9 protein-coding genes and 1 pseudogene are annotated in these 14364 nt (G+C 30.4%); 9 read left to right on the forward strand and 1 reads right to left on the reverse strand.

What is annotated here, in order from left to right:
* Positions 1–586: 586 nt before the first annotated feature.
* A pseudogene (locus tag IW492_RS04185) lies at positions 587–976 on the reverse strand (TVP38/TMEM64 family protein); the annotation flags it as partial.
* An 881-nt stretch (positions 977–1857) separates the two neighbouring features.
* Between IW492_RS04185 and rimM the strand changes: the two are divergent.
* The 9 genes from rimM (at position 1858) to IW492_RS04230 (ending at position 14050) form a co-directional block, all read left to right on the forward strand.
* The gene (gene rimM, locus IW492_RS04190; protein ID WP_202065658.1) at positions 1858–2382 is read left to right on the forward strand and encodes a ribosome maturation factor RimM; all 525 of its coding nucleotides are present in this window, start codon (positions 1858–1860) and stop codon (positions 2380–2382) included.
* Positions 2372–3115 carry a tRNA (guanosine(37)-N1)-methyltransferase TrmD gene (gene trmD / locus IW492_RS04195; protein WP_202065659.1) on the forward strand — a complete coding sequence of 248 codons (744 nt, stop codon included), beginning with the start codon at positions 2372–2374 and terminating at the stop codon, positions 3113–3115. Before rimM ends, trmD begins: the two co-directional genes overlap by 11 nt.
* Before the next feature lie 440 nt (positions 3116–3555).
* Entirely contained in the window at positions 3556–3903 is a 348-nt protein-coding gene (rplS, locus tag IW492_RS04200; RefSeq protein WP_202065660.1) for a 50S ribosomal protein L19, read from the forward strand.
* A 333-nt stretch (positions 3904–4236) separates the two neighbouring features.
* Positions 4237–4893: a hypothetical protein gene (locus tag IW492_RS17965; RefSeq protein ID WP_236671780.1), complete on the forward strand. Its 657-nt coding sequence runs from the start codon at positions 4237–4239 to the stop codon at positions 4891–4893.
* A gap of 348 nt (positions 4894–5241) precedes the next feature.
* On the forward strand, positions 5242–6246 hold the full coding sequence (locus IW492_RS04210) for a restriction endonuclease (RefSeq protein WP_202065661.1): 1005 nt from the start codon (positions 5242–5244) through the stop codon (positions 6244–6246).
* 739 nt (positions 6247–6985) lie between these two features.
* Complete coding sequence (locus tag IW492_RS04215) at positions 6986–8776, forward strand: NUDIX domain-containing protein (RefSeq protein ID WP_202065662.1); 1791 nt, start codon at positions 6986–6988, stop codon at positions 8774–8776.
* Positions 8751–11651 carry a non-ribosomal peptide synthetase gene (locus tag IW492_RS04220; RefSeq protein WP_202065663.1) on the forward strand — a complete coding sequence of 967 codons (2901 nt, stop codon included), beginning with the start codon at positions 8751–8753 and terminating at the stop codon, positions 11649–11651. Before IW492_RS04215 ends, IW492_RS04220 begins: the two co-directional genes overlap by 26 nt.
* Positions 11632–12828, forward strand: a complete 1197-nt coding sequence (locus IW492_RS04225) for an ATP-grasp domain-containing protein (RefSeq protein WP_202065664.1) — start codon at positions 11632–11634, stop codon at positions 12826–12828. The genes IW492_RS04220 and IW492_RS04225 overlap by 20 nt, the downstream gene beginning before the upstream one ends.
* A complete protein-coding gene (locus IW492_RS04230) occupies positions 12791–14050 on the forward strand; it encodes an MFS transporter (protein WP_202065665.1) in 1260 nt (419 codons plus the stop codon). The genes IW492_RS04225 and IW492_RS04230 overlap by 38 nt, the downstream gene beginning before the upstream one ends.
* The last annotated feature ends 314 nt before the right edge of the window (positions 14051–14364 follow it).

Genomic DNA, 14364 nt, shown 5'->3' on the forward strand with positions numbered 1-14364 from the left:
ATTGTTTGATAATGTGTCTATTTGAAAAGGCGTTGGCAACGCAAGACAAACAAAGATTGTCACAACCTGATTCTTCCGTTTAAAATGGACTGTGACATAAGTATGTCTGACTCCGCTAAAGCCGAATAAACGGTGTTCCAGTCTTTGTATGATTCGAGCATTCGAAGAAGCGTAGAAGCAAAGCCCCCCCATGCTTCGAGGATCGGAACGAAGTCCTTCAATTCTTAATGGCTCTGCCGTTTAGAAATTGATGAGATCGAAACGAAGTGTAGTGAGAACCGTAGACTCAGAAAAACGGATACAGCGTAATGTTTTGTCTCGAGAATCGTTAGACTCGTAGAGACAGCAGTTCTGGAAATAAGGCGAACTATACTGAAAATATGAGTAGCTCCAGGGAGGTATCAATTCACAGCTAGTCATATTATGACTAGTGTTCCTTGACAATTTTCGTATATTCCACCTTATTGTCATAAATCACTACGACTGACTCGTCAGAGTAGATGATGCATGATACCTACCTGGTTCTTGAGGCAGAACACTTCTGTTACAACCTCTTTCTTTCTATATTATTATAATTTTTTTCTGTTTAAAAGCCCAGTAAAGAGTTCAAGAAAGTTCCTCCATAAATTAATACCAAACTGTAAATAATAATGGAAAAGGGCTTAGCGAAAATCATAATCATAACAAACTTTTTCAATGTCATTTTTGTTAATCCTGCCATTAGGCAAAGTGCATCATCTGGTGAAAACGGAAAGAAGATTGCAAAAGTGAACAATCGCTCAAAGTGTTTGTCATTATCAACCCAGCCAATATAGTTATTATAGGTTTTATCACTGATCAGACTTAGAATTAATGGTTTTCCATATTGCTTGCTCAAAAGGAATATAATAACTGAACCAATAAAAATTCCTACATAGTTGTATATAAATCCGGCAACTGGACCAAAAATCAGAACGCCGGCCGCACAGCTGATTCCTCCTGGAATGATCGGGATGACGACTTGAATGATCTGAATAAAGATGAATATCAATGGTCCGAGAAAGATTGAATCACCGACCAAGCCTCTCATAGCATTAATATCTTTAAAGACGCCCAGTTTAAAAAAGTAGATCGTTATTGCTATAGTTGCAAGGATTCCTAAAAAAGAAACCATTTGGATTATTTTTCTTGAAAGGCTAATACTCATCTGTTTCATCTCCCTGTTGTCATTGTGTCTCTATCTCGCTGTATTTATTGTAGCACTGTCAGCCTGCATAGTTGAGTAACAAAGTTGTAAGAACTCAATATCTAAAATCAGTATACCTTCTTTTTTTTAGCCGGACATCAAACTTTAGACCCAATTATTAAAATTGATTTTTATACTAATACTTCCATTTTACTCTAAAATAAGAAGGGGTGGAAGCGTTTTTAGGGATGTAGACACGACAAAAGCATGAAGAAATATTTTTTTGAAACTACAGAAAGGTTTCTGAAATATCTAAAATACATGATTATTGATCAGAAAATTTGAAATTGGTACGTAATAACCATGTATTTTTTTTATTGATTATCTGCTATCAACAAAAGTGAATGGGAAATAATAGAGAAATGTTGAATTCAGAAAATTAATGATCTGATTTTTACTATTACTTTCTTCATGCTTTTGCCCTGGGGATGTGGAACAAATGACTGAGACAGAGAAGAAATCATAGGTTGTTAGAAGAGAAAATGGAAAAAAACTGACGAATCAGTTTCTTCATGCACAGATCGAAAACCTGCGGATATATTCTATCTGAATTTTTAAGTGGGTTGTTCATAGTATTCAAGTAATAAAAATGATAGAATAAAAAAGATTATGAAGGAAATGAGGGTATCTAAGTGACAGAATATTTAAATGTTGGAAAAATAGTAAACACACAGGGAATTAAAGGAGAGGTCAGAGTGATTTCTCAAACAGATTTTCCTGAGCTTCGTTATAAAAAAGGGGCCATGCTCACATTATTTCAGGATGGGAAAAAGCCGATTGAACTTGTTATTAAAAGTCATAGAAAGCATAAAAACTTTGACATCGTCAGCTTTGAAGATCATTCAAACATCAATGATGTAGAAAAGTATCGTGATGGTATTTTGAAAATTGCGAAGGATCAGATCGGTGAACTGGAAGAAGATGAATTTTATTATCATGAAATCATTGGTCTGAAAGTGATAGATGAAGAAGGAAATGAACTTGGCAAAGTAAAAGAAATTCTTTCGCCTGGTGCCAACGATGTCTGGGTGGTTCAGCGTGTGAAGAAAAAGGATTTATTACTGCCTTATATTGAATCGGTGGTGAAAAAAGTTGATTTGGATAATGGAGAAATTATTGTTGAAATTCCGGAAGGACTGATCGACGATGAAAATTGATATCCTTACACTGTTTCCCAGAATGTTTGAAGGACCTTTAGGCGAGTCAATTATTGGTAAAGCAGTTGAAAAGGAACTGTTGAAGATCAATGTTCATAATTTCAGAGAGTATTCAGACAACAAGCATCAGACCGTAGATGACTATCCTTATGGAGGCGGAGCAGGCATGCTGCTTAAGGCACAGCCAATTTTTTCTGCGGTTGAAGCGATCGAAGAAACCGCCCCCGAAACAAAGAAGAGGGTTGTTTTACTTGATCCTGCAGGCAAACCTTTTGACCAGAAAATGGCAGAAGAGTTTTCGAAGGAGGAGCACCTGATTTTTATTTGCGGGCACTATGAAGGCTATGATGAACGGATTCGGACACTGGTAACGGATGAAGTGTCGCTTGGTGATTATGTGCTGACTGGCGGAGAGCTGGGGGCGATGGTGATGGTCGATGCCACAGTACGTTTGCTTCCGGAAGTTTTAGGGAATAATTTATCCGCGCAAACAGATTCACATTCAACAGGCTTATTGGAGCATCCTCAATATACCAGACCGGCAGAATTCAAAGGAATGTCTGTCCCAGAAGTTTTGACAAACGGAAATCACAAGCTGATTGAAGAATGGCAGTTGAAAGAATCCTTAAGAAGAACGTATTTGAGAAGACCTGACATGCTTGAGCAACTGGAAATGACGGATCATATGGAGAAGATGCTGAAAGAAATTATAGTGGAAGAAAGCGAAGCTTAGTTAATGAATGGTCTGTTCAACTGAAAAAATTTCTAAGAAAATAATTAAGCAGTAAAATAAAGCTAAAGTAAGAGCACTTCTGACAGGATAGGTTGTACCGCCGTTTATTCGGGGGTAGATGTGAAGAAAGTTTAGAACTTTATTTCTGTCTTACTCTCCTTCAAAAAACATTTGAATTTACCTCAATTTTTGAAAGTAATGCAGAAAATCATTGAACTAACAGTATTTCGAAGTGTATTTTATTTGTTTAGAAAATAGATTCTGTAACTGCTGATATAATAGGGAGTTTAGCGAGAAATGGGTAAAGTCAAAAAAACATTCTTTACATAGGAAAGGCTCTGTGCTACAATATTTTAGTGAGCGCAAAAGTGTTCATCTATTACGATATTCCGCTGTGAAAGATTATTCATAAGAATATTTGGTATAAGGAGAAGGATAACATGAATCCATTAATTGAAGAATTAACAAAAGAACAACTACGTTCAGACATTCCGGCATTTCGCCCTGGGGACACAGTACGTGTTCATGCGAAAGTTGTCGAGGGTACTCGTGAACGTATCCAGATTTTTGAAGGTGTTGTAATCAAACGCCGCGGAGCTGGAATCAGCGAAACTTACACTGTTCGTAAAATCTCAGGTGGTGTAGGCGTTGAGCGTACATTCCCAGTTCACACACCACGTGTTGCACAAATCGAAGTAGTTCGTTATGGTAAAGTACGTCGTGCGAAACTGTACTACCTGCGTGCATTACACGGAAAAGCAGCTCGTATCAAAGAAATCAGAAGATAGGCAAGTTTTTAGATTTCCTGTTGAAGTACAACCTGCGAAAGTCCTTGGTAAACAAGGACTTTTTCTTTTGCTCTTTTTTTCTAAAGATCGCTTTTTTTCTCAAATTCCCCTAGATTATCCCACTTTGACTACCAGTGTAGTCAAAAATGGGATAAATTAAGGATTGGGCTGACTACAAAAATCATTCCTGAAATACCAAAACGATTACCGAATTGTGCATCTTTGAAGTTGTGGGTGCTCAAATCGGAAAGAAAAACCATTGCAGCAAACTCAGTTGCACAAAAGCAAATATCGCAGGATTCTTATAAGTACTTTCAAAGGAGAATCTAACAGATGCAGTTAAATGATAAAAGAATAGTTTGGAAGGAAATGAATGATTTTCAACTCTTGGGTATCATTCAGGATTTCATCAATAAAAATGAAGTTCAATCAGTAAGACAATACCAAAGTAAACTCAAAGAACAGCCTCAAACAGCTCCCAGTATTTGGTTTATTAATACACGCTTTAAATCATGGGATAATCTTTTACAAATATTAGGGAAAATGCCTTATGAGAGGTACCGATGGAATGCCCTTAGTAATTCTAATCTTGAGCTAATGACTAAGAAGTTCATAAAAGAAAATGAAATTTGCTCACATAGAAAGTACGAAAAAGAAATAGTGGGAAAAAATATGCCGTCACTATCTACGCTAAAAAAAAGGTTCGGTGATGTGAATTTTCTATTTCAAGATGAAAAAAACGTAGATAAGTATACTAATTTTGAATTACTGAAGCTAATTCACGATGAAATAGAAAGACTAGGTTTAGCTGAAAGCTTGTCGAGAACCGAATTTGAAAAGTGTTACGATAAAACAAGCCTTCCTTCCCCATCTACCATTATGCGGCAGATGAATATAAGCTGGGAATTGTTAATGCAGGAACTTGGTTTTGACTATAGAAAAATCAAGGTCGGAAAACTCACTAAAAATTTGAAACAAAGTCGTTTTTAATAAGAGGTTAGAGTTAGCATATAATCGATGTACTCTTTTATCTTATTAATTGATTCAGTCTATTGGATTGAATCAATTAATTTGACTTTGATATTTTTCAAATGATTCATAGTAGTACAATAAGTACTCGATTTACAGGAAAAGCAAATCAGTGAATGATAGTCTTTTTTTGAAATTTATTGGCTTTTTAGTTGAACATCCTATACTAATATAAGAATCTTATTTTTTATGTGATGTGCAAATTTACAAAAGAGGATTTTTTCATTGTTATAGTTCGGAGTACCGTTTTTAAATATAAATAGATATATGTATAATAGTCTTATAATAAAAATGAAGAGGTGGATACTTATGGCAATCAATACAAATCTTTTCGAACTAAAGGCTCAATGTGAAGAATGGGTGGGCCAGAAGGGGGGATTAGCTCTTACGAAGGAAGAACTTAACACCCATGTTCCAGATAATTACAAAAAAATTTTTTCTTCACAAGAAAATCATCCTTTAAGAATTCGTTCTGAAGAGGTAGAAGACTTAATTGAAAATTTAGCTATAAATTTGGGGATTTTTGAAAGCAGGCCCTCTTTTTCAACCATAGACCTTATGCGATCTACTATAGGAAGGGAAAATGAAAATAACCTTCAGAATATTGCTGAAGAACTAATAGAATATATCAATTTAGAGAGTAAACGAATTGTTGGTCTTGGAGAAAAGCTATTGAGGTTTGACAATTATTTCAATTCCTCTTCGTATAATAATCTTTCTTTTGAAGAAAAAATGTTTGCTCATGAATTCATTTCATCAATTGGATTCGGAATTAATAATAGCGTTTGGACGGATACGCAGATTTTTGATGATATTATTGAATTGCAACAACTATTCAATGAGAAGTCGACTATTGCTCCAGATGGACATTTTTTTGATCAGAGGTATATCAAATATTTGAATAGCCAATTTACAAATATTGATAAAATACATTGGAGAAAGTTTGAAGAACTTACTGCAGAATTTTTTCTTAAGCATGGATACGAAGTCGAACTGGGAAAAGGTACTAATGATGGTGGTGTAGATATTAGAATCTGGTCTGATTCAAAAGACCCTAATACGTTGCGCCTTGTTCAATGTAAGAGATGGAAGAATCCTGTAGACATCGAGTTTGTAAAAGCTTTTGCGTATGATGTTCAGGATCAAAATGCTGAAAAAGGATTTATGGTTACAACTAATCGCTTAGCTCTAGGAGCAAAAACAATAACTGCTGTAAGAGATAGAAAGATTATTGGTGTGGAAAGAGATAACATAAAGCAGTGGTTAAAAAATATGAGAGAGCCTGATCGTGGGACCTTTGTTGGAGCTTACTAAAGTATTAAAGACTTGGAGGATATCATTTGATATGTCTATATTCTAGGCAAAAGTCTTTTAAACTGGTATTTTAGACTTATCAATCTGAATAAATCAATAGATATAAATTAATTTGTAAAGAGGCTGACTCAAAAGTCTCCAGATAAGTAAAAAAGCCAGAGAAATTGGATAATTACCATTATGCGGTGAATGAACATGAGCTGGGAAATGGTAATGAAAGAACTAGGTTTTGATTACAGAAAGATAAAAATTGACAAACTTACAAAAAATCTAAAACAAGCCTCTTCTTGAAAATCAATTATAGATTAACATGGAAATTACTTTTATACGCATATTGAAAAATCACGGATTAAATTATTTCCGTGATTTTTTTATGAATCTTATAATTGTTTTTGTGCTAACTCCCAATTTTTTTCTGCTGCTTCCTTACTATTCCCACTCAAAAATTAATGAATATTACTAAGAGGGGAGTTATTAATTTTAAAGAGTTTTGGAGGTTTTAAAATTAATTTAAATGACCAGTTCTACCATCAAGTGTTATCAATATGTTATCAAGTATTGATTTTGTGGTATTTTGATAGTTAGTTAATAAAACTGGTGTTTCAATTAGATTTTTAATAAAAATTCAATTAATATAGTTTGGATAGAATAATAAAATTTCTATTTGTATTGTTATTTGATTGAAATGTTTTTTCTAATATGCTACATTAGAAAAAGATTAAAAATAGGAGATGTTTTAATGAATTGTTTACTTATTGGTTTAGGACCACATGCAAAAAGAATATATTTGGAATTTTTACAAAATGAAACGTATATCGATAAAGTCATTGTTGTTGATTTAGTCACTGAAAAAGAGAAAGTTGAATCAATTCTAAACAAAACTGAGTTAAAGTACGAACTGATTCTGTTAAATAATTCTGTTAGAAACAACAAAGAATTATCAGAAGAAGATGAGTTAATATTATATAAGACTGTTAAAGAAAATAATATAAAAAAAGTAATCATATCTACTGAACCAAGAAGTCATAAAATGTATATTGATTTTTGTTTAAAGTATGGTCTTGATATTATGTGTGACAAACCTATTACTACACCTTTATATACAAATACATTTCAGGGTTCAAGCCTTATTTCAGAAGAATATGATGAATTATTAGAAAATTTTGAGAATAGTAATTCGGAAATGTTTGAAATCCAGACACAAAGACGAGCACATAAGGGATATAGAGCTATAAGAAAAATAATTAGCGATGTTGTACAAGAATATAAAGTACCAATAAATAAAATCACAATTTCCCATTCAGACGGTACATGGAGTATGCCGTCAGAAACCGTATTTAGAGAAAATCATCCTTATAAATATGGCTATGGAAAATTAATGCATAGTGGATATCATTTTTTAGATTTATTATCATTCTTCATCGAAATTAATGAAGAAAATGGATTCTCATATCATCATAAAAGCGTAATGTCAACGGATTATAGACCAAATGATTTTTATTCATACTTTGGAAAAAAATTTAATGAAAAATTGGGTTTTTTTGATAAAAACGAATATTATGAAAATCTTAACATTGTTAGAAATTTTGGAGAATTTGATATTTCTGCAATTGTTGACTATAAAGATAATGATGAGAATATAATTACAACGGCTCATTTAGAGCTTTCTCAATCTGGATTTTCAAAACGAGCATGGTTTGATTTACCAGAAGATACTTATAAAGGAAATGGTAGGATTAGACATGAATTTGTTGATATAACTGTAGGTCCTTTATTGAATATTAAAGTTTTGAGTTATCAGTCTTCTGAAGTTGGGGAAGGTAAAATTGATGATAATAGTATTGGTGGTTTAGACCATTTTGACATTTTAGTTTTTAGAAATAGTGCTATAATTGGTGGTAAAACTTTTGAAAAATTAAATTTAAATAATAATGATGAAAGAAATTATTATTTAGGACAAAATGAAGTTGCTAGATTTGATATACTAAGAGATTATTTTTTAAGCAAAAAATCTTATTCTAATATTTCAAAACATAAAGAAGCAATATCATTATTATCTGATTTACATTATAATATGTCGAAGCGATTTAAAGATGACAATTTTAGATTTGCTGTTGAAGTCCTTCTCAGATATAATGGAAAGTATTTGATTTGTCAAAGAAGCTTAAATGCTAAAGTTGCACCTGGAATTTGGAATATACCAGCTGGAAAAGTAAAACACAATGAGGGGATAGAGGAAGCAATTTTACGAGAATGCCAAGAAGAAACTAATATCCAACTAAAAAATGTTGAATATCTTGATTATAGTTTTATAAATAAAGAGCATAAAAGAATTGTTTATCTTTATTTTTCAGAATTAGAAGATATTTCTGATTTAAAAATTGATGATACTGAATTTGATGATTGGAAATTTATAGAACCTAGTGAAGTAGATAAGATTCCTTCATTAAATTTACATATAAAAAAATGGATTAAAAAAATTGAATGTAGTGAAGGAAAAAATAATGTTAAACTTATTGAAAGAATTTAATAGATTTGTTGAAAAAGTACCAGAAAAACCTATGTTAGAGTCTTCTAAAAGAGTATATTCTTTTTTAGAAGTAGATAATATAAGTAATTATATTGCTACTCAAATAAAGGATAAAGAAGCAGATATTGTACCACTTTATATAGAAAATGATATTTTTATAACTCCAGCTGTTTTAGCAATACTAAAAGCTGGAAAGATACCATTACCACTTTCTATTGATTTAGACTATTATACAGCTTTGGAAAATATTTTAGAGGTAGAGTATGATTTTGTTCTAACAGATAAGGAAAATATAGAAAATACTATATTTATATCAGATGAACTTTATGATTGTCGTAATAATTTTGAATATATAGATCAAAGTGATGATAAAGGTATTTGTTATATTGTATCTACATCGGGAACAACAGGGATACCTAAAAAAGTTCTGATAAAAGAAACGGCATTATTACATGTGTTAAAACAATATATATCTATTACCAATTTTGTTGAAACTTCAAAATTTTTAAATACTAGTCCATATACTTTTGATGCATCACTATTTGGTATCTTTCTTCCAATGATTACCGGGGGATGTTATGTATGTTTTGATAAACCTAGACAAAAGTCACATGACAAAATAATTGATACAGGTAAATTAATTTCTGAAAAAAAAGTAACTCATACTTTCTTAGTTCCAAGCTATGCAGAGGCCGTATTAACTATTAATAGTAAAGATAAATTGAAAAAACTTAAGAATGTTACTATTGGTGGAGAGTATTTTACATCTTATTTGAAAAATTTATGTCGAGAAAAATTAGCAAACACTACACAAGTTTTAAATATATATGGTCCTTCTGAAACTACTATTTTTGCTATATATCATGAAGTAAATTTAAGTAGTGTAGAAGAAATACCATTAGGGAAACCGCTCAAAGGAGTTTATTTAAATTATGATAAAGAAAATGAACTTCTTATAGGTGGTAAAACATTAAGTGCTGGATATTTAAATACAAGTCTAAATAAAGATAAATTTATATGGATAGAAGATAAAGAATACTATGTTACTGGTGATAAAGTAATACGAAGCAAATTTGGATTACTTTATTATCGTGGTAGAAAAGATTCTCAAGTTAAAGTAAATGGAATTAGGATAGAGCTGGATGGTATCGATTCTACTTTAATGAAAAGTAATTTTATAGAAAAAAGTATTACTATTTTTGAAAATAAAAAGATACATTGTTTTATCTTAAAAAAAGAGGCAGCAGATGAGGAGAATATTTTAAAATATGCAACACAGCACTTTCAAAAAAATTATAATATTAAGTTTCATTTTATAGATACTATACCTCTAACCAATCACCAAAAGGTTAATAAGAAAGCTTTGATTAGTTCTTTAGGATTGGAGCGCAAATATCAAGAGAATTTTGAAGCAGATTCTATGAAAAATTGTATAGTAGCTATTCTATCAGAAGAATTTTTTGAAAATGATATAAATGATTTGGATTCGATCTCATTCATATTGTTTTGTTCTAGAATTGAAGAAGTATTTTCTATAAAAATAGATGATAGTGATATGAATTTAATAAGAAATGTTGATCGATTAATAGAATATATCTATCATGAAAAAAATTCAAAAAAACAAGAATTAGTAATTAACAACCAAAACAATTCGGAATTGGATATAATTAATGTAAAAGAATTACTCAAGCCTCAACATACTAAACTGGAAGAGCTATTTGATACTTTATATTTACAAAAGAATTACTTGGATAAAAAATATTATGAAGTTCTTTATTTTGATTTACCTATGATACAAACGAATAAAAATAAAAATATTTCAAGTTTGAAAGATATTATAAAAGTATTGGTATCTAAAATAGATATTATGAAGATTGTAGTTACTAAAACTAATGGGAAAATTTTGTTCAAAAAAATTCCTGAATATGAACCTATAATTTATACTTCTGAAAAGTTTATTAATATAGAAATATTAACAGATTACATGTTTTCCAATGACTCAGTACCATTATTTTTTATTAATTATAATTGCAAAGAAAATAAGACGAGATTTTATGTAGCGCATTTAGTAATTGATCAGTTTAGAATGAATCAACTTGCTAGAATAGTAAGTGATATATATTACGATGGGAAAGTACCAATGGAATTAGAAGAAAAATATTCCTATAAGAGATATATAAATTATGTTAAAGAAAAAAATAAGTCTTATAATTTAAAAATGATAAAAAGTATATTGCCTGTTTCTTTTAAATTGTCTAATACATCTAGGGATAAAAAAAACATACAGTATCTTTGTTTTAATGTAGAAAGTTTATTGACGAGTGATGATTTTTCTATATTAACCGCTTATATAGTTGGTAAAATTGTTATGGAAGATTCAAAAATAGCACGAGTAACAGGCTCTATAATTTCTAATATAAGAAATTATGATGATTATGATGCAGCTTTTACTATTGGCGATGTGCATACAACTTTTCCATTTCAACTGGAGCATGGCGATTCAATTGAGCTTTTTTCTAAACGCGCTTTTAAGGTATTGTCTGAGTATAAAAAAGGTTTGAATATAAGAGACATACTTTTTGAAAATTATCCTTACTTTACGCCGGAGCAACTTTTTTTTAAAGAGCAGTGGGAAGAGATGAATTTTTCTGTAAACTTTATAGGAGAAGTAAAAGATGTAAAGGAAACTATGAAAAAATTTAAAATTGAAAACTATGGAAAAAAGTATTTAATATCATTTACATCGAAAGGTAGACTATATATATATATATCAGGAGGATATGTATGTAAAAATGAATACACAATTGATAAGTATAAAGTATCTGTTTTTAATGAAATTTTAGGAAGTGAAAAAAATGGCAATTATTGTGATTAACCATTTTTCAGATGGTTTAAAAGATTATAAATCTGCATTTGAAGGGTACGAGGGAGAAGTGATATTTATAACTTCTCTCAAAAATAAAAATGCTTATAAAAATGTTTTTCAAAACCGTGTAATAATCGATGACTTTTATAAAGATGATAGACTTCAACTCTATATTTCTGATCTAGCAAAAATTAAAAAGATTGAAAAGATAATTGCAACACATGAGTTTGATTTAGAAAAAATTGGACGCTTGAGAGATGAACTTTTTATTGATGGACAATCAGAAAGAAGTGCTCTACAATTTCGAGATAAATATTTAATGAAAAGTACTTTGAATGGAAAAGTGAAGTTGCCTAAATATCAGCTTATTGAAAATATGAAAGATATTGATCAAGCAATTTCCAATATAGGGTTTCCTTTAGTCTTAAAACCATTAGATGGGGCAGGAGCAATTGGTGTGGATATTTTGACAGAACATCAAAGTATTGAAATCTTGAAAAAGCAATTTCCTTTATTAGCTGAAGAATATATTGATGGTAATGAGATGTTTCATGTTGATGGAATTTTTCAAAATAACAAAATTATTCTAGCTAAACCTTCTAAATATGAGAATGGTTGTTTAGCATACAAAGAAAATCTTTTTGTTGGTTCAATAATGTTAGATGATAAAGATGAAATGAATTCATATTTGATTGAGGAATCAAATAAGATTTTACAAAATATGCAAACTCCAGCACATGCATTTGCTTTTCATATAGAATTTTTCTATAAAAATAATGAGTTAATATTTTGTGAAGCGGCTTGCAGAGTTGGTGGAACTAAAATTAATGAGACATTTTTAGCTAAAACTGGAGTAGATTTATTTGTGGAAAGTATTAAGGCACAGCTTTATGATGATTATTCAATTAGTAATCATAAAATAGTTGAAGAAAATTATGTTTATGGAGGTATTACTATACCATTTCAATCAGGCAAATTGATAGATATTAATAAAGAGTGTCCATTTGATTGGGTTGTAATGTACGCACCAAAAATAAAGAAAATAGGAAATTACTTTAATGGAGGGGATTCAAGTGCCTCTGAGGTTATTTCTGCAATAATAAAGGGAAGCAGTTTTGAAGATGTAAAAAGCAAAATGTGGAAATTTGATGAATGGAGTAAAGAAAATTGTATATGGGAGAAGTGATAGATTGTCTTTCTTTAGATTTCATAGAAATGTTCAACTTAGAATAATAATAATTTTTATTAATAATTTAGTGACAAATATGATTTTTCCTTTCATGACAATTTATATGGCAGATAAATTTGGTGTATCCAATGCTGGTTATATTTTATTAATCAGCACTATCTTTGCTATATTAGGAAATTTGTGGGGTGGTCAATTATCAGATAAAATTGGAAGAAAAAAAATAATGGTGTATACCGAATTAATAAAAATAATAATTTTTATTGGATTTATGATTGGTACATCTAATAAATTTTTCTCACCTATTTTAATTTCACTGTGCTTTATTATGAGAAATTTTTTTAATGGTTTGTATAGTCCTGCTTCTGAAGCAATGCTTCTAGACGTATCCTCACCCGATGAGAGAAAGGATATGTTTAGAATGATTTATTGGATAAATAATCTATCTCTTGCTTTTGGTGCAGTACTAGGGTCTGTTTTTTTTAAAAATTATATGAGTCAACTATTTCTTATTCTAACTATAATAAGTATAATAATCATGATTGTTACTATGGTTTTCATAAATGAAACATTTAAAATAGATAGAACGTCAAAATCTGTTGAGAAGATAGGATATAGAATAGTAATGAAAGACAAAGTATTTGTCTTATATTTTCTTGCAAATATTTTGATTTTTTCTGTAGAAACTAATTTCACAAAGTTTATTTCAGTAACTATGCAAAAAAATAGCTACGTTCTATTTGGAGATATTTTAACGGGTTCGAATTTTTATGGGTTATTGTTAGCTGTAAATACAGGTTTGATAGTTGTACTATCTATAGTGATTTCATTTTGGAAAAAAGAAAAGGATTTTGAAAAGCTACTATTTATAATAGGTTCATTTTTATACTTGATTGGTTATTCGATATTACCAATTTTATCGAATGCTTATATATTAATTTTGATTATGTTTATGATTACATTAGGAGAAATAATTTTTGCCCCTCTATTTCAACAATATTTGGGAGATATTGCAGTTAAAGAGTATCGAGGTTCCTATGTAGCTGTGAATAAGCTCTCATACAGATTTAGTACTTTAATTTCATCTTGTTTATTAATGATTTTTAGTAAAACATCAATAGAAATAACAACAGTTATTAGCTTTTTTATAGGGGTTATGGGATTTATTATTCTGTTAAAAATTGTACCTTTAATAGAGCTAAGGAAAAAAAAGGAAAATTAGATTAGCTAATTGTTGGCTAGAGAATTTTTAGTATATAGAAAAATGGATTCTGTTGCAAAGTTAAAAAATGAGCGAACCTGTCCCATTTCTTTCTGATAACTTATGCTGTTTTAAATAAATTCTCTATTTCTTCCTACGGGGAGTGAGAGTGAGGCAATAATCAGAAAAAAATGGCTCATTGTCAAATCGGACTGATGAGTAGAAATTCGTCGTTAATTTATTGTTATTATCGATACGAAAACCTCTTGTATATCAAGGGGTTTTTCTTTTTCATCAAAAAACAACAAAAGGTGAGGCACTCATAACAGAACCTC

Origin of the sequence: Enterococcus sp. BWB1-3 (assembly GCF_016745275.1) — a bacterium.
GTDB lineage: Bacteria > Bacillota > Bacilli > Lactobacillales > Enterococcaceae > Enterococcus_L.